Raw genomic sequence first — 23,186 nt, 5'->3', positions numbered from 1 at the left:
ATACGGGATAAAATAATCTTCATTCTTAAAGAAATAACCCGCTATTACTTAGTATCTCATCTGTGCCAAGTAAAGTGGCCTCTCTAATCCCCACATTGTTGGCTTTCATGAAGGATTGCACCGCTTGGTAGCCAACCGCATAACCTGCAAACGGTGATAAGCCGACAGGCTGATAACCTTGTTCGGCTGCAAAGGTGTCACCAAACATGTAACTGCTGACCTCAGCAAACCCTTTCACATTTAATGAGTCTTTGATAATTTCTTTTGAGTATTCTAAGTCTTCTTTTTCAAAAGAAGTAACCCAAGGACCTAACAGAGCTTCTCCGTAAAGTTCTTTGGCAAACGATTCTGCCAGCCCCTCTATAATTAAGTAATCACCAACCGTTACGTTCCCATAATCCCAATTGAAATACGAAAAACGAATATTATGATGAAATTCATGTGCGATTACAGCAGGCAGTCTCGGTATGTTATATGAATTGGGGAATATTGAAACTTGAATAAATCCCGGAATTCCTCCGAATCCACAATACCCTCTATGTAATTCAAGCTTTTTTTGATTAGCCAGATACATCCCAAACCTTATTTCATCAGCATTTATTTTTAAGCGGTTTTGTTTGATAAATTCTACACAATGAGTTAAAGTGCCATATGCAATTTGAAGAGCTTGAATTTCTTTTAGATTCTCTAATGCTTTTCTTCCGGTTTCCGTATCAAATATGCTCAGATAGCCCAGCATATTTGCAGCCATGATTACATCATATCCGTTAGGTTGCTTTGCCTTTAAGGGGACATTAATCTTTTTCCACATATCTTCAAAAGGTTTCATCATTGAATACCGATAATAATCTTCTCTATTTTCAATCATTGAAAATAGCGTTTCGTATTGCCCAATTGTATCCTCGATAATGATTTTAATGGGTACCACCCTTTTTTTGATGATCTATATAAATTGTAATGGCATCACTCATGAGCTTCGCCAACCCTTCACCATACCGGTCGATGTTCTTAGTGAAGCGTTTATCTTCAATATAGAGTTGACCTAATCCGTAAAAGGCATCAAAAGAATATTCACCAAAATTTTCATTGAGAAAATCAAACCACTCTTTGATAGCTGTTTGTACGTCTGGGGACTTGGGAGATTGGTTAATAAGGAGTGCAAATTTATTGAACATTGCAGTCCACTTATCAGATAAATCTTTTTGCTCACCATCAGTCATGCTTTTCAATCTAATATTTACCTTATCGACAGGTTGATCACCCCACCGTTTGCGAGCTTCTTGCTCATAAAGATTATGATTGAAGTTCATTCCCTCAAACCGTTCTTTGTTCGTCATGCAAATCTCTCCCATCATATGTTTGATTGATTTATCGATGGTTTCAATCATCTTATCGACCCTATTCCGTTTCTCAATCAACATTTTCTTTTGTAAAATTAATGCCTCCCTTCGGTTAAATGAAGGACTATTAATGATTTCTTTAATCTCTTTTAAGGAGAAATCGAGCTCCTTGAAAAATAGTATCTGCTGCAGCTGTTCAAGATTTTCTTCAGAATAAAGCCGATAACCGGAATCGGTCGTTTCCTGAGGAGTCAATAATCCAATTTGATCGTAATGATGGAGAGTACGTATGCTTACTCCAATCAGTTCAGCTACTTCTTTTACTTTCATACCCATCACGTTTGCCGCCTCCTTAATGGCTACTCTAAAGTATTACGCAACGTAAGAGTCAATAGTTGGTTAAAGATTTTTTGTATATAAAGGGGAACATATGAGGATTTCATTGCTGAAATTAAAGAAAAAAAGCCGGGCGTGAAGCTCCGGCTTTTTTCTATTCAATAATGTGCTGCACCCGGCCGATTCGCCCGTCTTCAAGGCGGACCTTAATGCCGCGCGGGTGGAAGCTTGAGTTCGTCAAAATATCCTTCACGATTCCTCTTGTCAGCTTTCCTGAACGCTGATCGGCTTTCAGGACGATATCGACTTCAAGTCCTTTTCTGATGCTGCTTCGCTGCTGGCCGTTCATATGACACATCCGTTCTTCAGTCTTTTCACTTCATATCTTATCATATCGTGTTTTCGTCTTTTTATGAAGGACAGACGAATCAATCCTTCATAGCAAATAAAAAAAGACCGCTCTGTAAGGAGCAGTCTTTTATGACATAAACGAAAGCAAAATCGGGGCCGCGCACAGCGTCATAATTGCGGCGAGAATCATGGACACGCTTGAGATCGTTCCTGATACGGAGCTGAGCTCAAATGCTTTAGATGTTCCCGCTCCGTGCGCGCTGGTTCCGAGCAGCACGCCCCGGGCAATTTCGTTATCAATGCGGAAATAGCGGATGACCATCGGCCCGATGATCGTTCCCAATAAAGCCGTTAAAATGACGAAAACCGCTGTAACGGCCGGCATCCCGCCGATCATTTCTGAAACGTTCATGGCAATCGGCGTCGTCACGGATCGCGGCACGAGACTGTCGACTAAGCTGCTGCCGAGATGGAACCATTTGGCGATAAAGGCCGTTGACAGAATGGCGATACATGAACCGACCGCTACGTTCAAAATAATTTCCACGGCGTATTTCTTTAAAATCGGGAAATATTTATAAAGCGGGATAGCGAACGCCACTGTTGCCGGCTGAAGCATATCGGTCAGCAGTCCGCCGCCGAGATTGTATGTCTGATACGGGACATTGACAAGAAGCAGCAGTACGACCAAAACAGCGGGCGTAATCAGAAGCGGCGACGTATACACCCGAGGAAAACGAATGTAGAGTTTTTTCGCGCCCAAATATACTAAGACAGTTAAGAATAAACTTATGATTCCGATGAACACGTTTGTTTTTTCTCCTTTCTTTTTGCTATCAGCTGTGTAAGCGTACCTGTTGAAACCATCACGACAAATGTGCTGATGACGACGACAAGTAAAATGCTTACGCCGAATTTAGACATGATATCTCCGTATTCAATCACTCCGACGGCAGACGGGATGAAAAACAGCAGCAGCTCACCGAGGAGCCATGCTGCGCCAAGCTCAATCCATTCAAGTTTGATAATCTTGAAATGCAATAATGTGAAAAGAATCACAATCCCGATTATACTGCCGGGAATATTTATATGAAGAGCCGCCGTGACCCAATTGATCAGACGCGCAAATATAAACAGCAGAGCGATTTGAATAACGGTAAGCAGCAATTTTTTCATAATGATGCCTCCCTTATATTTATATTGTACAGAAGGTTTTGCTATAGGTAAAATACATATAAAGAATAATGTGTATTCCTTTTGTCTATAGAAAGGATGAAATGTAATGGATATCCGGCACTTAACGTATTTCTTGGAAGTGGCCCGTTTGAAAAGCTTTACGAAGGCTTCACAGTCGCTGTATGTTTCACAGCCGACAATCTCAAAAATGATTAAAAACCTGGAGACGGAGCTCGGCATTAAGCTGTTTTACCGCAATGGCCGGCAAGTTGAACTGACTGACGCCGGGCAGAGCATGTATGTGCAGGCGCAGGAAATCACAAAGTCATTCCAAAACCTGACGTCAGAGCTGAACGATATTATGGAAGTGAAGAAAGGGCACGTCCGCATCGGTCTTCCGCCGATGATCGGGTCCGGCTTTTTCCCGAGAGTGCTCGGAGACTTCCGCGTCACATATCCCGATGTGACGTTTCAGCTTGTTGAGGACGGCTCTATTAAAGTGCAGCAAGGAGTGGAGGACGGCTCGCTTGATATCGGGGTCGTCGTGCTTCCCGCGAATGAAGAGATTTTTCATACGTTCACAATCGTCAAGGAAACCCTTATGCTCGTCGTCCATCCGTCACATCGGCTCGCTGACGAGAAAGAATGCAGTCTTCACGAATTGAAAGAAGAGCCATTCATATTTTTCAGGGAGGATTTTGTCCTTCATAATCGAATTATGACGGAATGCGTGAAAGCCGGATTCAGGCCGCACGTCATTTATGAAACGTCACAGTGGGACTTTATCAGCGAAATGGTATCCGCCAATCTCGGTATCGGCCTGCTGCCGGAAAGAATCTGCCGCGGTCTTGATCCTGACAAAGTCAGAACCATTCCGCTCGTTCATCCGGTCATTCCGTGGCATTTAGCCATCATTTGGCGGAAAGACCGCTATATGTCCTTTGCCGCCAGAGCCTGGCTGGAGCATACGAAATCGTATTTATGGAATCCGAAAAAGAGAAAAAAGGATGATTAAGCATGGACGCACAAACCGCAGCTCAACACTTGAGTAAAGTGCGGGATCAAAACCCGCTCGTTCACAGTATCACCAATAATGTCGTCACGAACTTCACCGCTAACGGACTGCTCGCGCTCGGCGCATCGCCCGTTATGGCTTATGCAATTGAGGAGGCCGCCGACATGGCGAAAATCGCAGGAGCGCTCGTCCTGAATATAGGCACCCTCAGTTCGGCGTCGGTTGAAGCTATGATCGCAGCCGGAAAATCGGCCAATGAAAACGGTGTTCCGGTCATTTTTGATCCGGTAGGTGCCGGCGCCACGCCGTTTCGGACGGCATCAGCCCGCAAGATCATACAGGAGGTCCGCTTGTCCGCCATTCGCGGAAATGCCGCGGAAATCGCCAATATTGCCGGCGCCCCTGATTGGAAGATAAAAGGCGTGGATGCGGGGGAAGCCGGAGGAGATGTGGTTCACCTCGCTAAGACGGCTGCAAGCGGGCTGAAGACGGTCATTGCGATTACCGGAAAAACCGACGTCATCTCCGACGGCACCGACACATACGCCGTACATAACGGTGATAAACTGCTGACGAAGGTGACGGGGGCGGGATGCCTGCTGACGTCTGTAATCGGAGCCTTCTGCGCAGCGGGGCAGGACGTTCTGCAAGCGGCCGTTTCAGCCGTTTCTGTATACGGAAGCGCCGCTCAGCTTGCCGCTTTGGACACCGTCCATAAGGGGCCGGGCAGCTTCCAGATTGAGCTTTTAAACAAGCTGGCAAGCATCGCAGAACAAGAAGCGGCCGAGCTTGCTGCAATTGAAAGGGTGACAGAAAAATGACGCGTATTTCTCGGGAAATGATGAAGGATATGTTATCGGTTTATTTTATTATGGGATCAAACAATACAAGCGCAGACCCCGTTTCTGTGGTGAAAAAAGCCATTGAGGGCGGCGCTACGCTTTTTCAATTTCGGGAAAAGGGGAGCGGTTCTTTAACAGGGGATGAACGTGTCCTGTTCGCGAAGCAGGTGCAGGATGTCTGCAGGCAGGCCGGGATTCCTTTCATCATTAATGATGATGTCGAATTGGCCTTGCGCCTTCAGGCGGACGGAGTGCATATCGGACAGGATGACGCAGACGCCGAAGAAACGAGAGCGGCAATCGGCGATATGATTCTCGGTGTGTCAGCACATAACGTCTCCGAGGTGAAGCGGGCGGAAGCCGCCGGAGCCGATTACGTTGGAATGGGCCCGGTCTATCCGACCGAAACAAAAAAAGATGCTGAAGCTGTGCAGGGCGTTACATTGATTGAAGAGGTGCGGCGTCAGGGCATCAGCATTCCGATTGTAGGAATCGGCGGCATTACGGCTGACAACGCGGCGCCCGTCATTGAATCGGGTGCAGACGGCGTCAGCATGATCAGCGCCATCAGCCAAGCCGAAGATCCAAAAGCGGCGGCGCGCAAGTTTTCAGAGGAAATTCGGCACTCCAAAGCAGGGCTGTCCCGATAGGGCGGCCCTTTTTCTGTGTGCGCAAAAAGGCAGTGACGGACTTGGAGAATATAAGCCGTATGTTAAGAACAGGGCAATCAGCTTGCAATATCGACCGAAGTGTTTGACGGCTCTATCGCTTCGCTCAAAAGTAATGCCTGAACCAATCACCGCCGGCGCCGAAGGCTTAAAAGCCCTCTATGAAACAGTGAAAAGCGCGCATGTGAAAGATCATTTCGAGGTCACGGAAAAACTTGATGCGGAATTCAGCGAATTTGAAGTTTTGATGTCGAAATACAAAACGTGCGATCAATCGTATACGTCTTGTGATACATTAAGTACAGATCAAATCAGAGAGATAAGCACGAAGCTGACGGCCCTTTCTGAAACCATGTCGAAGATTGCCGATGTGCTTTAAAAGGAGTTAAGACACAGCATGAGCGATGAACAAAACAAGGAAAAACAGATCCACAGACGGGATGTCCTGAAGTGGAGCGCCGTCGCGGGCGCCGCCGTCGCTGTCGGAGCGAGCGGCCTCGGAGGACTCGCGCCGCTCTTCAAACCGGCGGCCACCGCTTCAAAGAAGAATGATGAAAAACGTGATCGTGATCAAATCGTTCCTTTTTACGGAAAGCACCAAGCAGGAATCACAACGGCGCATCAGACGTATGTGTATTTTGCAGCGCTTGATATCATGTCAAGCGACAAAGCCGATGTCATCTCCCTTTTCAAACAATGGACAAGCCTGACACAGCTGCTGACTTCAGGCGCCGTCCCGTCGGGCGAACAGAAAAATAAATATATACCTCCGCAGGATACCGGGGAGTCGCAGGATCTGGCCCCGGCGAATTTGACCGTTACCTTCGGCTTCGGCCCCGGGTTTTTCGAGAAAGACGGGAAGGACCGCTTCGGACTGAAAGATAAAAAACCGAAGCACCTCGCCGATATTCCGCCGATGCCTAACGACAAGCTCGATAAGAAACAAGGCGGCGGTGATATCGTCATACAGGTCTGCGCGGATAATGAACAAACGGCGTTTCACGCGGTGCGCAACCTGATGAAACAGGCAGCAGGCGTGTGCGAAGTCCGCTTTCTCAATAAAGGTTTCTTAAGCGGCGGGAAAAACGGGGAAACGCCGCGCAACCTCTTCGGATTCAAAGACGGCACCGGCAACCAAAGCACAAAGGATGAAAACCTGATGAATTCGATCGTTTGGGTTCAATCAGGAGAGCCGGACTGGATGACGGGCGGCACGTACATGGCGTTTAGGAAAATTAAGATGTTTTTAGATATATGGGACCGTTCATCCTTGAAGGAGCAAGAGGACACGTTCGGGCGGGTGAAAAGCTCGGGCGCGCCTTTCGGGCAAAAAAAGGAAAACGATCCCGTGAAGCTGAATCAAATTCCCGCAGACTCGCATGTCAGCGTGGCAAAATCAACCGGCAGACAGATTCTGCGCCGGGCATTTTCCTATACGGACGGAATTGATCCGAAGACGGGCTATGTTGACGCAGGCCTGCTGTTTATCTGTTTTCAAAAAGACCCGGACCGCCAATTTGTCCCGATGCTGAAGGCTTTGGCGGCAAAGGATGCACTGAATGAATACACACAAACGATCGGCTCTTCCTTATTCGCCTGTCCCGGCGGCTGTAAAAAAGGAGAATATATCGCCCAAAGGCTGCTGGAATCGTGACACCTTCCATATGGAGGGTGTTTTTTAAAAAACACTTGTAACTATATATGTTACAACTTAAAATAAAAAGGAAAGGAGACTTACAATGACACTGCAGATTAAAGTATATTCTGATTATGTATGTCCGTTTTGCTTTGTCGGCAAAGCGGCGTTTGAAGAAGCAATCAAGGACAAGGACGTACAGGTGGAATGGATGCCGTTTGAATTGCGTCCGAGCCCCTCGCCGAAACTTGATCCGGTGAATGATCCCGCCAAGCGGCAGATGTGGAAAAACTCCATTGAGCCGATGGCGCAGTCTTTAGGCGTTGAAATCACGTTCCCCCGCGTGTCACCGCATCCTTACACGGATTTGGCATTTGAAGGCTTTCATTTCGCAAAGGAACATGGGAAAGGAAGCGAATACCATACACGCGTTTTTCAGGCGTTCTTTCAGGAAGAGCAAAATATCGGTGACGTTGGCGTGCTGACAAAGCTTGCGGAAGAAGCCGGACTTGACGGCGCTGCCTTCAAAGAGGCGCTTGAGACAAGAGCGTACAGACACGTACAGCGGGAAGCGCTCCGCCATGCTTATGAGGAAGCCGGCATTACGGCAGTGCCGACGTTTATCATCGGCGATGAGAGAATCCCTGGCGCGGCGGGGAAGGAAACCTTTGAACAAATCATTGAGCGGGAACTGAATAAACGTTAACAAAAAGCCCTCTCGATCAGCGAGAGGGCTTTGCCATATAGTGTTTGACAAATGTTTGTCTGTCCGCTTCATAAGCCGCGGCGTCAAATGAGTCGCCGCAAAAATGAAGGCACCAAGGGTCTTTTTGGCAGGCGACGCCGACTTGATAGCCGTGTTTTTGAAATTCAAGCGACTGTGATGTGTCGTAAAAATGAAAGCCGCGAAACAAATCCTCCCGCCACTCCACGTCATATTGAGCCGCCATTAACAAGCCGTCAATGGCGTCAGCGGGCGTAAACAGGCCGTCTTCATCACCGTGCTCAAAGACCAGCGGGTGATAAGCATTCCCCCGGTATTCAATCACTTTTCCCATCCGCTCTCCGCTTTCCCACCAAATGCCGTTCGGCGGCAGGGTTTTGCAGCCGGCGACACCGAGAAGGCCGAGCTCCTGATGAGATTGAAAGATATGAAGCATGTCATGAAGGAAATGCTGATGAATGATAAAGGTATCCTGATGCAGATAAATTTTATATTTGGAGGGGTGTCTCAGCGCTTTGTTGTAGGACGAGGCTATGCTTGCTGAATCGTATATCGGCATGATATCAACGGAGTATGAAGGGGGGACGGTAAGCTGCATGATATGGCTTTTGCACCGGGAGTACAGCGACTCGTCATTCACACAGACGACAAACAGAAATGAATGTGAATCCATTACATGCTCCTCTCGGCCTCAATCACATATTGATACGCCGATGCTTCTGTCATAAAGTCATGCCTTATGCCAAGCTGTACGCATACTTCGTGCAATGATGCGATGGCTTTGTGATAAGAGGGGTGATCAACGCGGATCGCCTCAATGCGTTTCACCTCATAGCCGGCGGCTTTAAATAATGAAAGCGTCTCTTCACGGGTAAAAAAACGCAGGTGGGTCTGATCCATTAATCCGGCGTCACTGTAAGTCCATTTGCCGGCTAAAAGCTCCAGCACCACTGAGATGTGGCCGACATTCGGTATGCATGCAAGCACCGTGCCGTCTTTTTTTACATACGGGCGAAGCTTTTTCAGCACGGACCACGGGTCGATAAGATGCTCAAGAACGTCTCCGAACAGCATGCAGTCGAATTGTTCTGATTCGTACGGAAGAATGGCGGATTCAATGTCGCCGCAAAGCACGTGGCTCAATTTGCTTTCCGCCTTTTTTGCGGCTTCGGGATACGCTTCAATGCCGTAAACCGTTATTCCGCGGTCTTCGATCGCCGCTCCTAAATTGCCTGTGCCGCAGCCGACATCAAGCACTGTCCGCCAGTTTTCGTCTATTTTGTTCAATAAATAAGGATTCAGGCCTTCGTAGTAGTTCTGTTGTTTTTCATCATAATAGGGATTCGTATCCATCTGTGTATCACCTCATAAATGGGCATATACACAAGATATGCAGCGGGGGGATCTCATATCACCATGTTTGGCTGTTCAATTGCGGAATGCGGACGGGAATGGTTGTCCGGTATACGGTTTGTTCTCTGATTCCCCTCTTATTGCGGATGTTCCTTTGAAAACTCGGGTGCGGGCGGACTGTGGCAGGTCATATAGTAAAAGGATCCGCCTGTAATCTTACCGCTGGCGGATGGTGTTTTTCATTGGTGTTTTTTTCTTCACCGCTTTTTCAGTATTTAAGAAGCGCCTCACATCGTCAATGTGCAAACCCATGATTCTAGCCTCTTGAATTAACAATTGCCAATCTTGATCTATATCTTTCATTACATGAGTTTTCATAAGAACCTCCAATTGAAAAATTGATTTGCCCAGCTACAGCAGCCAATGTATAACAAATATCACACATAGTTGGCCGGTAATCCCAAATTGAAGATGAATTCACCTACCTATTCCCTAAGAAAATGACTGAAATAACCAAAATCCTTCAAGAATTCTTACGTATAATAATAAACAAATAAATACTGACTGGATAGTATGCAAATAAAAATAAATCATATGACCTATTAATATTTACCCTCAAAGCGTCGACTAGCATATTCTTTTTGCATAAAAAATACCGCAAAAGAATGATTCGGTGTAAGATAAAGTGAATGATCAAACAGCTGGGGTAAAAAATGAAAAAAAACAAATTTCAAATTAAGAGAGAAGAAACATTTGAAAGTTTTATTGACGCAGGCCTTCATCTCCTGATTGAAAGAGCTTACGATTCAGTCTCAATCGATGACATCAGTAAAGCGGCGGGTTTCAGCAAAGGCGCGTTTTACGTTCATTTTGAAAGCAAGGAAGATTTTCTGAAGCATTTGTTAGACAGGCGTCAGATAAAAAAAAGGATCATCACTGGCTATCTCGACGAATTAGAAAAGCAAACAGCACGGCCGTTGACGCTTTGTGAAGCTGCGGCAAGCGCGGCCAGCCTGTTGATGCGGTTTGTAAACAGCAAGCCTGCCTGGAATGTTGTGTCTTTTGCCGTTCATATGCCTACTTACAAAGTTGTCAGTGAATATGAAGCTTATATCCGTCTTTATAAGTTATGGATAGAAGAAAGCACCATGTACATAAATTGGCTCAAATCGAGGAATTTAATAGAAGACCATATAGATACCGAACATACCGCTAACATGATGTGCGCGCTCATCGACGGGATGATTAAGCAATCCAATGTGCTGGGAAGGCCGGTTACTTTCCGCAGCATGTTTGACGCGCTCTATGTTTTTGTCAGCGGCAGAAAATCGGGGTAACGTTCTTCTTGATTTGACAAAAGGTTTAGAAAAGTCTTTCAGAAAGCGAGGAACTGCCATGCGCTACAGAGAAATTATGATGTATATCATTATGGGGATATTCACGACCATCGTGAATATCGTCAGTTTTTACATTCTGACGTCGGCCTTTGAGATGGATTACAAGGCGGCGACCGTCACTGCTTGGATTCTGTCCGTTCTATTTGCATATGTCACGAATAAACTGTATGTATTTCAGCAAAAGACCGCGGGGATGCGGAGTCTGATGAAAGAATTGACGGCCTTTTTCAGCGTGCGGGTATTGTCTCTCGCCATCGATCTCGCCATGATGATTCTTCTGGTCAGTCAATTTCATATGAACGAAACGTTGGCGAAAATCGCCGATAACGTCATTATCGTAGTCGTCAACTATGCGGCCAGCAAGTGGATTGTCTTCAGAAAAGCGAAAGAAGAGGGCGTGTCATAACGGTTTCTTTCCGCGCCCCGGGGGAAAGTGTAATGGTGAAAGGGGATGCGTATGAAGCACAAAATAAAGAAAGCGTTTGCTGATGTATTCGGGGAATCGGAGGACCTGCGCATTTTCTTTGCGCCCGGCAGAGTGAATCTCATCGGAGAGCATACGGATTATAACGGGGGCCACGTCTTTCCGTGCGCGCTGACGATCGGTACATATGCAGCCGTCCGGGAGAGAGGGGACAGGCTCGTCAGAATGTACTCTCATCAATTTAAGGAAGCGGGCATAAAGGAATGCAGTCTCGATGATATCCGTTATCAAAAAGAGGACGGGTGGGCCAACTATCCGAAAGGGGTCATGGCGGAATGTCTCGGCAGCGGTTTTTCCCTTCCGCACGGCTTCGATATTGTGTTCTGGGGAAATATCCCGAACGGCGCGGGGCTGTCATCTTCGGCTTCCATTGAACTTGTTACGGCGGTCATTCTCAAGGAATGCCATGAGCTTGAGGCGGATATGCTCGACTTGGTGAAGCTCGCTCAGACGGCGGAAAATTCCTTTATCGGCGTCAGCTGCGGAATAATGGATCAATTCGCCATCGGAATGGGAAAGAAACATCATGCGATTCTGCTGAATTGCGGGACGCTCAGCTTTGAATATACAAAACTCGGGCTGTCGGGGCTGTCGATCGTTATTGCAAATACCAATAAAAAACGAACGCTTGCAGACTCAGGCTATAATACAAGGCTCAAGGAGTGCGGGGAAGCGCTTTGTGATCTTCAGAAGCATCTTTCCGTTCAATCACTGGGAGAGCTGACCCCTTCCGCTTTTGACGCTCATGCGGAGCTGATTCAGAATGAAGTGAACAGACGTCGGGCGAAACACGCCGTCTATGAAAATCACCGCACAATAGAGGCCGCCGACATGTTCAGTAACAATCAGCTTCATCATATCGGTGAATTAATGAGGGATTCGCATCTCTCTTTACGCGATGACTACGAGGTGACGAGTCATGAGCTGGATACACTGGCTGAAGCGGCCTGGCGCCACGGCGGGGTGATCGGATCAAGAATGACGGGAGCCGGTTTCGGCGGCTGTACAGTCAGTATCGTCAAGGACGATGCGGTTTCGGATTTTATTGAAACGGCAGGGGCCCGCTATGAGGAAAAGACAGGGAAAAAAGCTGACTTTTACACGGCGGATGTCGGAGCCGGAGCGAGAGAACTAAAGGGGGATGACGATGGCAATTGAGCGGCACGTGGAACGTTTAATCCGGTACGGGTTGCAAAAAGAGCTGATTTCCTATCTTGATATTGAATATACAAGAAACCGTTTATATGAAGCTTTGCATATCACCCATCCGGAAGTTTCAGAACAGAAAGAAAATGAATCGGCGGCATCATTGCCGGACATATTGGCCCCGATTTATGAATGGGCGGCAGAAACGGGCCGGATTGCAGCCGATACAGACACCTATCGCGACCTGCTGAGCGCGAAGATCATGGGCTGCTTTGCCCCGCAGCCGTCCGAGATTGTCCGTCGTTTTGAAGAAACAAAGGCGGTGCACGGGCCGGAGCAGGCGACAAAGGCGTTTTACCGATTTTCAGAGGATGTGTATTATATCCGTTCGGACAGAATACAGCGGAATGTCGGGTGGACGGCTGAGACGGCTTACGGAAAGCTGGACATCACGATCAACCTTTCAAAACCGGAAAAAGATCCGAAAGCAATTGCGGCTGCCAAAGAGCAGCCTCAATCCGATTATCCGAGATGTGTTCTTTGTAAAGAAAATGTCGGGTACGAGGGGAGACCGGATCACCCGGCGCGTCAAAACCTTCGTGTCATTCCGGTAATTCTCGGCGATGAGCAGTGGTTTCTGCAATTTTCTCCGTATGTGTATTACCGGGAGCATTGCATCGTTTTGAAAGACCGGCACGAACCGATGAAGATCAGCAAAAAAACGTTTGACCGGCTGCTGTCGTTCGTCAGCCAGTATCCTCATTATTTTCTCGGTTCCAATGCTGATCTGCCGATTGTCGGCGGCAGTATTTTAAGCCACGACCATTTTCAGGGGGGCAATTATGAATTCCCGATGGCGCGGGCGGAGACAGAAAGCCGGTACAGGCTGCCTGACTATCCGAAAACGGTGCTGGGAATTGTGAAGTGGCCGATGTCGGTCATCCGCCTGCAAAGCGAGAGCGCGTCTGAGCTTTCCGGCGCGGCGGATGCCATCCTGCGGGCGTGGCGCGGTTATTCCGATGAGGCGGCTGATCTCCTCGCCTATTCAGGAGAAACACCGCACAATACAATTACGCCGATTGCCCGGCGGAAAAAAGGTTTATTCGAATTAGATCTCGTCCTCAGAAATAACCGCACCTCTGATGAGCATCCGCTGGGAATTTTTCATCCCCATCAGGAAGTTCATCACCTGAAAAAAGAATATATCGGACTGATTGAGGTAATGGGGCTTGCGATTCTGCCGGGCCGCCTTGAACAAGAAATGAAATACACGGCTGAAGCGCTGTGCTCACCGGACCCGGAAGCGGTCTTAACGGCAGCCCCTTCTGCGGCAGCGCATAAAGATTGGGCGCTCAGTGTGCTGCATAAGCGGAAGATAACGAAAGAAAACGCGGAACAGATTCTGAAAGAGGAAATCGGCCATGCCTTTGCGCGGATACTGGAGCATGCCGGCGTCTTTAAACAGACAGAAGAAGGCAGAGCGGCTTTCCGGCGGTTTATCCGCCATTTGGGCGCTCTACCGGAAAAAAGCCCCATCCCATAAGGGACGAGGCTTTTTTTTTATCCTCTGCTTCTGGCGATCAGGCTGAATAAGAATACCACGATCGCAGCTCCGATGATTGCCGGAATGATGGCAAAGCCGGCAAGGTGAGGACCCCATGTGCCGAGCAGCCCGTGCCCGATCCATGCGCCGATCAGACCGGCGATCATTGACCCGATGATTCCTCCGGGCATACTGCCTTTTACAAATAAACTTCCGATCCAGCCGATAATAATAGCGACAATCAGAGATACGATAAAACCCATAAATATCACTTCCTATTTTTTATTATTTATGCCTATATGTTACCTTCGTTTTGTCCATATTAAACATATGAATGCGTTTTTTATAATGAACATATCAAGACGCGTTCCGGTCTTTTTTTTCACAATGCGTTGCGTTAAAATGGAAACCGTGTGAAAAGGTGTGAGCAAAGGAAAAAATATTTCTTTTGTAGAATGTTTAACAAAATGAAACTTTTTGTTGACCAGCGTTTTTTATTATGGTAAACCTTTATTTGGTATTATTCGTTCTCACTATCTTTTTTCTCTATATATGCTAAATGATCTAAAACTTTTTATGTTTGATTTGCGCAAGTGGAAAAAGTTCATGCATTTTTTGACGATTTTGTGACATTAGGTCGAAAAAAAGATGAACTTTAGAAAAAAATAAAGCTAATAAGGGCAGATTTTGATAGCATAACAAGGTAGATAGAGAAAAGATTTTGAGAAAGTACATTTCAGATTCACTACATCAATAGGAAGGATGGTGATCTTCTTGTTCAGAGCATTTAAACCGTTACTTTTAATAGCGATGTTGGCTGTTGTTTTCGTACTGGGCGGATGCAGCGACATTTCCGTTTTAGATCCGAAAGGACCTGTAGCAGACCAGCAGAAAGATCTGATTCTCTTGTCAATCGGATTTATGCTGTTCATTGTCGGCGTCGTATTCGTACTATTTACAATCATTTTAGTGAAATACCGCGACCGCAAAGGCAAAGACAGCGGAAATTACAAGCCCGAGATGCACGGCAACACGTTCTTAGAAGTAGTCTGGACAGTGATCCCAATTTTAATTGTTATTGCACTTTCTGTGCCTACCGTACAGACGATATATTCGTTAGAAAAAGCGCCTGAAGCGACAAAGGATAAAGAGCCTCTTGTTGTTTATGCTACTTCGGTAGACTGGAAATGGGTATTCAGCTACCCAGAGCAGGATATTGAGACGGTTAACTACCTGAACATTCCTGTAGACCGTCCGGTTTTATTTAAAATTTCTTCAGCCGATTCAATGGCATCGCTATGGATTCCTCAGCTTGGGGGACAAAAATACGCGATGGCGGGAATGCTGATGGATCAATACTTACAGGCTGACAAAGTGGGAACATATGAAGGCCGCAACGCGAACTTCACCGGCGAACACTTTGCCGACCAGAAATTCAACGTAAAAGCTGTTACGCAAAAAGACTTTAACAGCTGGGTGAAAAAAGCCCAAAGCGATTCTCCAAAGCTGACGAAAGAGAAGTATGACGAACTGATGCTTCCGGAGAATGTCGGTAAATTAACGTTCTCTTCTACACACTTAAAATACGTTGACCACGGCCAAGATGCCGAATATGCGATGGAGGCGCGCAAACGCCTTGGCTACAAAGCCGTATCACCGCACTCTAAAACAGATCCGTGGGAAAATGTAAAGAAAAACGAATTTAAAGTATCCGACGATAAACAAGATTGAAATTGAACAAGAAAGGAGGAAGCCCGAATGAAATTGAGATGGGATGAATTTTTTGTAACAGGTGACCCATTAATTCTGGGCGCACAAGTTTCCATTGCGCTTTCCACTATTGCTATCATCGTTGTACTCACATACTTCAAAAAGTGGAAGTGGCTCTGGTCTGAATGGCTTACGTCTGTAGACCATAAGAAACTTGGAATCATGTACATTATCTCTGCTGTTATCATGCTGTTCCGCGGCGGGGTCGACGGCTTGATGATGCGCGCCCAGTTAGCGCTTCCTAATAACAGTTTTTTAGACTCAAACCACTATAATGAGATCTTTACGACTCACGGTACGATCATGATTATCTTCATGGCGATGCCGTTTTTAATCGGTCTGATCAACGTTGTCGTACCTTTGCAGATCGGTGCGCGCGACGTAGCATTCCCTTACTTGAACAACCTGAGTTTCTGGACGTTCTTCGTAGGTGCGATGCTTTTCAATATTTCTTTCGTTATCGGAGGTTCTCCGAACGCAGGCTGGACGAGTTACATGCCGCTGGCAAGCAACGACATGAGTCCCGGGCCTGGTGAGAACTTCTACCTGCTCGGTCTTCAGATTGCCGGTATCGGTACGCTGATGACGGGTATCAATTTTATGGTGACGATCCTGAAAATGCGTACGAAAGGCATGACGCTGATGCGTATGCCGATGTTCACATGGACGACGCTGATTACAATGGTTATTATCGTATTCGCCTTCCCTGTTTTGACAGTGGCATTGGCGCTGTTATCATTTGACCGTTTGTTCGGCGCTCACTTTTTCACGCTGGAAGCCGGCGGTATGCCGATGCTTTGGGCTAACTTGTTCTGGATTTGGGGACACCCTGAAGTATATATCGTTATCTTACCGGCATTCGGTATTTTCTCTGAAATTATTTCAGCGTTTGCAAGAAAGCAGTTATTCGGTTACAAAGCGATGGTCGGCTCAATTATCGCCATTTCCGTCCTGAGTTTCCTTGTATGGACTCACCACTTCTTCACAATGGGGAACAGTGCGTCCGTTAACTCTTTCTTCTCGATTACAACGATGGCGATTTCGGTTCCGACCGGGGTTAAAATCTTTAACTGGCTCTTTACGATGTATAAAGGCCGGATCAGTTTTACAACACCGATGCTGTGGGCGCTTGCGTTCATCCCGAACTTCGTTGTCGGCGGGGTAACAGGGGTTATGCTTGCGATGGCTGCAGCGGATTATCAATACCATAATACGTACTTCCTCGTATCTCACTTCCACTATGTGCTGATCGCGGGTACGGTATTTGCATGTTTCGCAGGATTTATTTTCTGGTATCCGAAAATGTTCGGCCACAAGCTGAACGAAAGAATCGGAAAATGGTTCTTCTGGATCTTTATGATCGGATTTAATGTATGTTTCTTCCCTCAATACTTCTTGGGGCTGCAAGGTATGCCTCGCCGTATTTACACTTACGGACCGAATGACGGATGGACTGCATTGAACTTTATTTCAACTGTCGGAGCCTTCATGATGGGTGTCGGATTCTTAATCCTTTGCTACAACATCTACTACAGCTTCCGCTACTCTACTCGCGAGATCAGCGGAGATTCATGGGGCGTGGGACGTACGCTTGAGTGGGCGACTTCATCTGCGATTCCGCCGCATTACAACTTTGCGGTGCTTCCTGAAGTGAAATCTCAAGATGCGTTACTGCAATTGAAAGAAGACAAAACGGATATTCATCCGGAAAGCAAGTTCAAGAAAATCCATATGCCGCACAACTCCGGAAGACCGCTTATTATGTCAGTGGCGTTCGGTATTGCAGGCTTCGGACTTGTATTTGAATGGTTCTGGATGGGCATTGTCGGTTTGATCGGCATTCTGCTTTGCATGGTGCTTCGTTCATTTGAATATGACAATGGCTACTATATACCTGTTGAAGAAATAAAAGAGACGGAAAGAAAGATTTCCGAATAAAGGAGGCGTGATTTATGGAACATGCAGAACACGGCAATTCTAACGCGCCTATGGAATATCAATCTGAAACCGGCAGACTCAATATTCTCGGGTTTTGGATCTTTTTAGGGGCAGAGATTGTGTTGTTCTCAACACTATTTGCAACCTTCTTCGTTCTTCAAAGAAGAACAGCAGGAGGAGTCTTACCGGCTGAATTATTTGAAGTGAAGCTTGTCATGATCATGACATTCCTGCTTCTGATCAGCAGTTTCACCTGCGGGATCGCTGTTCATGAAATGCGTCGCGGAAGTTTAAAAGGCGTCGTCATTTGGACGATCATTACGCTTCTTCTTGGCGCGGGCTTCGTCGGATGTGAGCTTAACGAGTTCATCCACTATGTACATGAAGGAGCATCTCTCGGTACAAGTGCTTTCTGGTCTGGATTCTTCGTCCTTCTGGGAACGCACGGAACGCACGTAACGATCGGTATCTTCTGGATTGCCGGCATCTTACTGCAATTGAAGAAACGCGGATTAACGCCGCAGACGTCTTCAAAAATCTTTATCTCAAGTTTATACTGGCACTTCTTAGACGTTGTTTGGATCTTCATCTTTACAGGCGTCTATCTCATCGGATTGGGGGGACTATAATATGGCAAACAAATCTGCTGAACACAGCCACTTTCCGTGGAAGCATATCGTAGGTTTTGCGTTGTCTATTATTCTGACCCTGCTGGCCCTTTGGGTTGCAGTATATACGGAATTAAGCCCATCAGCAAAACTCTGGATCATTTTCGGATTCGCATTTATCCAAGCCGGTCTTCAGCTTCTCATGTTCATGCACATGACAGAAAGCGAAAACGGCGGAATTCAAGTCGGAAACACGCTCTTCGGATTTTTCGGAGCGATTGTTATCATCCTTGGTTCCATCTGGATCTTTGCGGCGCACTACCATCACGGTGACCATATGGATGGAAACCCTCCTGGCGGTGCGAAGCAACATTCCGAACATCAGGAATAAAAAAAAACCCTCTTCGTTCAGGCGAAGAGGGTTTTTTGTGCCTTTATTGGCTTCTTCTCCGGCGCAGGCGCGGAAGGCCGTAAATGATAAAGGCGGCGATATGGGCAACGATGACGTTGACGGCAAACAGGATGATCATGAGTGTGTGGCCGAGAGGGGATAGGCTGCTGGTTGCGTAAAAGTAGAAGAAAACCCACATGAGAATAATTGGCGGTATGGCCGAAAGAGCGACTTTTTTGTTATCCAGCCAGATAAAGAGGGGTGTTGCGCTTGCGACCAGTAAATAAGCAAAAAACATGTCCATCTTACATGTCTCCTTTCACTTTATGGGAGCGTTTCCAAAATGAAATACAGAGAATGAAATGTGTCTGTTTTGTGGTCGTTTTTTGAACATTTTGTTACAATTATTATACCATGTTTTCCAATTTTTGATACCGCTTTTTCGAGAAATGTATTGCAACTATTGCCTCATTTTTGGATAGGTACAAGAAACCGGAAAGGCCAAATACCCTGTCACAATTCCGGACAATGGAATGGCGCAGGCTGTGAACCTTTGCTATGGTCAAAGAAAATATGCACAGCAAGGGTGGTTTGAAGTGGACGTAAGGAAAGAAGATGTCACTGCGCCGGATGTCATTGCGCTTTTGCAGGATCATCTGAAGAGCATGACCATGCATTCTCCTCCGGAAAGTATACATGCGCTCAATGCGGACCGGCTGCGTCAGCCTGACGTTACGTTTTGGAGTGCGAGGGAAAACGGCATCCTGCTCGGCTGCGGCGCCTTAAAGGAGCTAAACAGCCGGCACGGTGAGATCAAATCAATGAAAACCTCTCCGCATCATATTAGAAAAGGCGCAGCAGCCAACCGGATCCTCCGCCATATGCTTGAAGAAGCAAGGCGGCGGGGCTATCAGCGGATCAGCTTGGAAACCGGTTCTATGGAGGCTTTTCTCCCCGCCAGACGCCTGTATGAAAAAGCCGGGTTTCAATATTGTAATCCGTTTGCACATTATAAAGAGGACCCGAACAGCTTGTTTATGACGTTAAACATAGACTGAAACCCCTTTTCTGACGAGAAGGGGTTTTTTATCGGAAAAGTTTCGTCATGACCGAAACATTTCCTTTTCTGACACGTCATATGTCGTGTAGTCCCCAAACCGTAAAAAATAAAAAGGAAGCAACCTCATCATGTTTTCTTGAACAGTGTTCATGTATAATAAACAATAGTGACTTCCGATGAAAATGTAAGGCGGGATAGAATGAGTCGATATAAGAAACAGCAAAATCCCTATTATCAGGGGGATTTGATTTTTATATTTGGTGTGTTTTTAATAATTAGTGTTGCGGCGATTTATGCGGCCGGACAGTTCGGGCAGTACGGAAGTGATGCCTGGATGAGACAGATCGTCTTTTATGTCATCGGGGCCGGTCTCATGGTCAGTATCATGTATTTTGATTTAGAGCAGCTTGAAAAACTGAGTCTGTACGTGTTAATTGCCGGCGTGCTGTCGCTGCTCCTTTTACGTGTGGCGCCGGAATCCATCGCGCCGATTAAAAACGGAGCGAAGAGCTGGTTTAAAATCGGCAGCTTCACTCTTCAACCTTCAGAGTTCACGAAAATAGGAATTATGATGATGGTCGCGTCCATTATATCGAAGGCGGGCCCGAAGGATCAAAGATCACTTCGGGAAGATGTGAATCTGCTTTTGAAAATTGCGGCATGGACGGTTATTCCGATCGGGATGATCGTATTGCAGGATGCCGGAACGGGTGCGATCTGTCTGTTTATCGTTATGGTGATGGTGTTTATGTCAGGTGTGAACTGGAAGCTGATCACCATCATCGGCGGTTCGGCCGCGCTTGTGCTTGGCCTTTTCTTAGTGCTGGTAATTGAATTTCCCCATGTGGCGAATTCGATCGGCATTGCGGATTATCAAATTAACCGGATTACATCGTGGATGTCTGACTCCAGTGCGGCAACGACTCAGGCAGAGAGCGATAAAAGCTGGCAGGTGGATCAGGCCGTTATGGCGATCGGATCGGGCGGCATTACCGGAAACGGTGTTCATAATCTGAAGGTGTACGTACCTGAGGGACAGACCGACTTTATCTTTGCGATTTTGGGTGAAAGTTTTGGATTTTTAGGCTGCGCCATTGCGGTTGTCATGTTTTTCTTTTTAATTTACAGACTTGTGGTGCTGATTGACCGCTTGCATGCGTTTAACCGGTTTGGCGCGTTTTTTTGCGTAGGATTTACTGCACTTATCGTGATTCACACCTTCCAGAACATCGGGATGAATATCGGCATTATGCCGGTTACCGGTATTCCGCTGCTGTTTGTCAGCTATGGGGGGAGCTCGGTGCTTTCTACATTAATCAGCTTCGGGATCGTATATAACGCAAGTGTGCAGCTGACGAAATATAAAAGCTACTTGTTCAATTCTTAATGTGAGACGGCTCGTTTTTCGGGCTGTCTTTTTTTGTTTAGAGCATTTCGCTTTTGACATGATTCCCTTTCGGATATGATATAGAGAGAAGGAGGCTTTTATATGAACAATACCATCGAAACTATACTTAATCATCGGTCGATCCGATCATTTACTGACGAGCTTCTGACAGCAGAAGAGATAGATACATTAGTGAAAAGCGCCCAGGCGGCGTCAACGTCCAGTTACGTGCAGGCTTACTCCATCATCGGCGTAACCGATAAGGAGAAAAAGCGGAAGCTGGCGGCACTGGCCGGAAACCAGCCTTACGTCGAAAATAACGGGCACTTGTTTGTGTTTTGCGCTGATTTGTACCGTCATAAAAAACTTGCTGAGGAAAAAGGCGAAAACATTACCGAGCTTCTTGAGAATACGGAAATGTTTATGGTCAGCGTCATTGATGCCGCACTTGCCGCACAAAACGTAAGTGTTGCCGCGGAATCAATGGGACTTGGCATTTGTTATATCGGAGGCATTCGAAATGAACTTGATCAGGTGACGGAAGTGCTTGGAACGCCTGACCATGTGCTGCCGCTGTTCGGCTTGGTAGTCGGTCATCCCGCTCATCCGTCCGGTCAAAAGCCGCGCCTGCCGAAACAAGCCGTATATCATGAAAACACATACGATACGAATGAAGAACACTTCCGCAGTTATATGAAGGAATATGATGAAACCATTTCCGCTTATTATGATAAAAGGACAAACGGCAAGCGGGTTGAAACGTGGTCTGATCAAATCCTGCAGTTCATGAAACAAAAACCGAGAACCTATTTAAATCAATATGTAAAAGATAAAGGTTTTCAAAAGAATTAAGAAAAAACCTCTCCTGACCGGGAGAGGTTTTTTTATGTTTCACGTGTAACATATTTCGACAAAATGGAACAAGGTATATAAATGTTTATCATCAGGGATGCTTATAAGCATACAGAAAGAAAAAACGGCTTAGCAGTGGTACGATGTTGATGAGGTGACAGTGATGATTTCATTAAGCATATTAGATCAATCTCCTGTATCAGAAGGGAGTTCTGCGGAAAGCGCGCTGCGGAATACAGTAAGACTGGCGCAGGAGGCGGAAAAGCTCGGATATAAGAGGTTTTGGGTGTCAGAGCATCATTTTTCAGAGCGGTTGGCGGGTTCAAGCCCTGAAGTGCTGATCAGCCATATTGCGGCGAAAACGAATGAGATTCGTGTAGGCTCGGGCGGTGTCATGCTTCCGCATTACAGCGCATATAAGGTGGCGGAGAATTTCCGCGTGCTTGAAGGGTTGACGCCGGGCAGAATCGATCTCGGATTAGGGAGAGCGCCGGGCGGAATGCCGATCGCATCATGGGCGCTGAATGACGGCGGGAAGCGTAACGCTGATCAATATCCGCAGCAGCTTCGTGAGCTGGCGATGTATTTGCATGATGCAGCCGACGACAATCACCGTTTTCCGAATCTCACGGCATCACCCCTTATTAAGACGGCGCCGGAAGTCTGGCTTCTCGGTTCTTCGGGGGAAAGCGCGCTTCTGAGTGCAGAAATGGGAGCAGGCTATATGTTTGCTCACTTTATTAATGGAGAAGGCGGAGAAAGCACGACAGCACAATATAAGCGCAGATTTAAACCTTCTCTATTAGGAAAAGAACCAAAAACAGCCGTGGCGGTGTTTGTGCTGTGCGCGGACACGGAGGAGAAAGCGGAGGAACTCGCGGCCGTCATGGATTATACGCTGCTTGCGGGTGAACAGGGGATTCCGCTTCACGGCGTACCGTCTTATGAAACCGTCCGCGGAAATACGTATACACCGTATGAACAAAGGCGAATTGCCGATAATCGGAATCGAATGATCATCGGAACGAAGCAGCAAGTGAAAGAACAGATTCTGGCTCTCAGTAAAGCATACGGAACGGAAGAAGTGATGGCTGTAACCATTACTCATCATTTTGAAGATAAACTTCAGTCATATCGCCTGCTTCGAGAAGCTTTTGCCGAATGATCAG

General features: G+C 46.7%; 27 protein-coding genes and 1 pseudogene. 18 read left to right on the top strand and 10 right to left on the bottom strand.

Annotated features, from left to right (window positions below; translation table 11 throughout):
* Window positions 1-25: 25 nt before the first annotated feature.
* The 5 genes from BXO87_RS09610 to BXO87_RS09590 form a co-directional block, all read right to left on the bottom strand.
* Window positions 26-928 carry a DUF2268 domain-containing putative Zn-dependent protease gene (locus tag BXO87_RS09610; protein WP_108654956.1) on the bottom strand — a complete coding sequence of 301 codons (903 nt, stop codon included), beginning with the start codon at window positions 926-928 and terminating at the stop codon, window positions 26-28.
* Complete coding sequence (locus BXO87_RS09605) at window positions 915-1,676, bottom strand: MerR family transcriptional regulator (RefSeq protein ID WP_038460933.1); 762 nt, start codon at window positions 1,674-1,676, stop codon at window positions 915-917. The genes BXO87_RS09610 and BXO87_RS09605 overlap by 14 nt, the downstream gene beginning before the upstream one ends.
* Before the next feature lie 154 nt (window positions 1,677-1,830).
* Window positions 1,831-2,025 carry a YwbE family protein gene (locus tag BXO87_RS09600; RefSeq protein ID WP_003150901.1) on the bottom strand — a complete coding sequence of 65 codons (195 nt, stop codon included), beginning with the start codon at window positions 2,023-2,025 and terminating at the stop codon, window positions 1,831-1,833.
* A gap of 129 nt (window positions 2,026-2,154) precedes the next feature.
* Entirely contained in the window at window positions 2,155-2,835 is a 681-nt protein-coding gene (locus BXO87_RS09595; RefSeq protein ID WP_012118753.1) for a CidB/LrgB family autolysis modulator, read from the bottom strand.
* Complete coding sequence (locus BXO87_RS09590) at window positions 2,817-3,203, bottom strand: CidA/LrgA family holin-like protein (protein ID WP_007407725.1); 387 nt, start codon at window positions 3,201-3,203, stop codon at window positions 2,817-2,819. The genes BXO87_RS09595 and BXO87_RS09590 overlap by 19 nt, the downstream gene beginning before the upstream one ends.
* Window positions 3,204-3,309: 106 nt before the next feature.
* On the opposite strand from BXO87_RS09590, the gene cidR reads away from it, so the two are divergent.
* The 6 genes and pseudogenes from cidR (at window position 3,310) to BXO87_RS09560 (ending at window position 8,070) form a co-directional block, all read left to right on the top strand.
* Window positions 3,310-4,218, top strand: coding sequence for a cidABC operon transcriptional activator CidR (gene cidR / locus BXO87_RS09585; RefSeq protein WP_003150908.1), 909 nt, complete (start codon window positions 3,310-3,312; stop codon window positions 4,216-4,218).
* A 2-nt stretch (window positions 4,219-4,220) separates the two neighbouring features.
* Entirely contained in the window at window positions 4,221-5,039 is an 819-nt protein-coding gene (gene thiM / locus BXO87_RS09580; RefSeq protein WP_038460316.1) for a hydroxyethylthiazole kinase, read from the top strand.
* On the top strand, window positions 5,036-5,710 hold the full coding sequence (gene thiE / locus BXO87_RS09575; protein WP_038460313.1) for a thiamine phosphate synthase: 675 nt from the start codon (window positions 5,036-5,038) through the stop codon (window positions 5,708-5,710). Before thiM ends, thiE begins: the two co-directional genes overlap by 4 nt.
* Window positions 5,711-5,855: 145 nt before the next feature.
* A pseudogene (locus tag BXO87_RS09570) lies at window positions 5,856-6,107 on the top strand (Efem/EfeO family lipoprotein); the annotation flags it as partial.
* Between the two features lie 18 nt (window positions 6,108-6,125).
* Window positions 6,126-7,382, top strand: a complete 1,257-nt coding sequence (gene efeB, locus BXO87_RS09565; RefSeq protein ID WP_038460310.1) for an iron uptake transporter deferrochelatase/peroxidase subunit — start codon at window positions 6,126-6,128, stop codon at window positions 7,380-7,382.
* Between the two features lie 85 nt (window positions 7,383-7,467).
* Entirely contained in the window at window positions 7,468-8,070 is a 603-nt protein-coding gene (locus BXO87_RS09560; RefSeq protein WP_012118748.1) for a DsbA family oxidoreductase, read from the top strand.
* Between the two features lie 16 nt (window positions 8,071-8,086).
* Here BXO87_RS09560 and BXO87_RS09555 read toward each other — a convergent pair whose 3' ends face one another.
* The 3 genes from BXO87_RS09555 to BXO87_RS09545 form a co-directional block, all read right to left on the bottom strand.
* Window positions 8,087-8,761, bottom strand: a complete 675-nt coding sequence (locus BXO87_RS09555; RefSeq protein ID WP_038460308.1) for a glycosyltransferase family protein — start codon at window positions 8,759-8,761, stop codon at window positions 8,087-8,089.
* Window positions 8,761-9,441 (bottom strand): class I SAM-dependent methyltransferase, encoded by a 681-nt coding sequence (locus tag BXO87_RS09550; protein WP_015240821.1) that lies wholly within the window; start codon window positions 9,439-9,441, stop codon window positions 8,761-8,763. Before BXO87_RS09550 ends, BXO87_RS09555 begins: the two co-directional genes overlap by 1 nt.
* A gap of 216 nt (window positions 9,442-9,657) precedes the next feature.
* Window positions 9,658-9,819: an anti-repressor SinI family protein gene (locus BXO87_RS09545; protein ID WP_003150917.1), complete on the bottom strand. Its 162-nt coding sequence runs from the start codon at window positions 9,817-9,819 to the stop codon at window positions 9,658-9,660.
* Window positions 9,820-10,154: 335 nt separating this feature from the next.
* Between BXO87_RS09545 and BXO87_RS09540 the strand changes: the two genes are divergently transcribed.
* The 4 genes from BXO87_RS09540 to galT all read left to right on the top strand — a co-directional run bounded on the left by BXO87_RS09540 (window position 10,155) and on the right by galT (window position 14,011).
* Complete coding sequence (locus BXO87_RS09540) at window positions 10,155-10,778, top strand: TetR/AcrR family transcriptional regulator (protein WP_007614590.1); 624 nt, start codon at window positions 10,155-10,157, stop codon at window positions 10,776-10,778.
* 79 nt (window positions 10,779-10,857) lie between these two features.
* Window positions 10,858-11,244, top strand: coding sequence for a GtrA family protein (locus BXO87_RS09535; protein WP_038460927.1), 387 nt, complete (start codon window positions 10,858-10,860; stop codon window positions 11,242-11,244).
* Window positions 11,245-11,295: 51 nt separating this feature from the next.
* Window positions 11,296-12,480, top strand: coding sequence for a galactokinase (locus BXO87_RS09530; RefSeq protein WP_038460305.1), 1,185 nt, complete (start codon window positions 11,296-11,298; stop codon window positions 12,478-12,480).
* The gene (galT, locus tag BXO87_RS09525; protein WP_076851315.1) at window positions 12,470-14,011 is read left to right on the top strand and encodes a UDP-glucose--hexose-1-phosphate uridylyltransferase; all 1,542 of its coding nucleotides are present in this window, start codon (window positions 12,470-12,472) and stop codon (window positions 14,009-14,011) included. The genes BXO87_RS09530 and galT overlap by 11 nt, the downstream gene beginning before the upstream one ends.
* Window positions 14,012-14,028: 17 nt before the next feature.
* Here galT and BXO87_RS09520 read toward each other — a convergent pair whose 3' ends face one another.
* Window positions 14,029-14,274, bottom strand: a complete 246-nt coding sequence (locus BXO87_RS09520) for a GlsB/YeaQ/YmgE family stress response membrane protein (protein WP_003150926.1) — start codon at window positions 14,272-14,274, stop codon at window positions 14,029-14,031.
* Between the two features lie 502 nt (window positions 14,275-14,776).
* On the opposite strand from BXO87_RS09520, the gene qoxA reads away from it, so the two are divergent.
* Genes qoxA through qoxD form a run of 4 tightly spaced genes read left to right on the top strand, consistent with a single transcriptional unit; the run spans window position 14,777 to window position 18,718 of the window.
* Window positions 14,777-15,742, top strand: coding sequence for a cytochrome aa3 quinol oxidase subunit II (gene qoxA / locus BXO87_RS09515; RefSeq protein WP_087920812.1), 966 nt, complete (start codon window positions 14,777-14,779; stop codon window positions 15,740-15,742).
* A gap of 27 nt (window positions 15,743-15,769) precedes the next feature.
* Window positions 15,770-17,719 carry a cytochrome aa3 quinol oxidase subunit I gene (gene qoxB / locus BXO87_RS09510; RefSeq protein WP_007614578.1) on the top strand — a complete coding sequence of 650 codons (1,950 nt, stop codon included), beginning with the start codon at window positions 15,770-15,772 and terminating at the stop codon, window positions 17,717-17,719.
* Between the two features lie 14 nt (window positions 17,720-17,733).
* Window positions 17,734-18,348, top strand: coding sequence for a cytochrome aa3 quinol oxidase subunit III (qoxC, locus tag BXO87_RS09505; protein ID WP_003150930.1), 615 nt, complete (start codon window positions 17,734-17,736; stop codon window positions 18,346-18,348).
* Between the two features lies 1 nt (window position 18,349).
* Window positions 18,350-18,718, top strand: coding sequence for a cytochrome aa3 quinol oxidase subunit IV (qoxD, locus tag BXO87_RS09500; RefSeq protein ID WP_014419185.1), 369 nt, complete (start codon window positions 18,350-18,352; stop codon window positions 18,716-18,718).
* A gap of 43 nt (window positions 18,719-18,761) precedes the next feature.
* On the opposite strand, the gene ywcE is transcribed toward qoxD, so the two are convergent.
* Window positions 18,762-19,022: a spore morphogenesis/germination protein YwcE gene (gene ywcE / locus BXO87_RS09495; RefSeq protein ID WP_003150937.1), complete on the bottom strand. Its 261-nt coding sequence runs from the start codon at window positions 19,020-19,022 to the stop codon at window positions 18,762-18,764.
* A 292-nt stretch (window positions 19,023-19,314) separates the two neighbouring features.
* On the opposite strand from ywcE, the gene BXO87_RS09490 reads away from it, so the two are divergent.
* From BXO87_RS09490 to BXO87_RS09475, 4 genes are all read left to right on the top strand, one after another.
* Window positions 19,315-19,776 (top strand): GNAT family N-acetyltransferase, encoded by a 462-nt coding sequence (locus tag BXO87_RS09490; RefSeq protein WP_038460299.1) that lies wholly within the window; start codon window positions 19,315-19,317, stop codon window positions 19,774-19,776.
* 201 nt (window positions 19,777-19,977) lie between these two features.
* The gene (locus BXO87_RS09485; RefSeq protein WP_007614568.1) at window positions 19,978-21,165 is read left to right on the top strand and encodes an FtsW/RodA/SpoVE family cell cycle protein; all 1,188 of its coding nucleotides are present in this window, start codon (window positions 19,978-19,980) and stop codon (window positions 21,163-21,165) included.
* A 102-nt stretch (window positions 21,166-21,267) separates the two neighbouring features.
* A complete protein-coding gene (gene nfsA / locus BXO87_RS09480; protein WP_007407708.1) occupies window positions 21,268-22,017 on the top strand; it encodes an oxygen-insensitive NADPH nitroreductase in 750 nt (249 codons plus the stop codon).
* Window positions 22,018-22,180: 163 nt separating this feature from the next.
* Entirely contained in the window at window positions 22,181-23,182 is a 1,002-nt protein-coding gene (locus BXO87_RS09475) for an LLM class flavin-dependent oxidoreductase (protein WP_038460296.1), read from the top strand.
* Window positions 23,183-23,186 lie beyond the last annotated feature (4 nt).

The organism is Bacillus sp. GZB (assembly GCF_001975995.1).
Lineage (GTDB): Bacteria > Bacillota > Bacilli > Bacillales > Bacillaceae > Bacillus > Bacillus velezensis.
The sequence above is the reverse complement of the archived record's forward strand: the minus strand, read 5'-3'. Positions and strand labels throughout refer to the sequence as shown.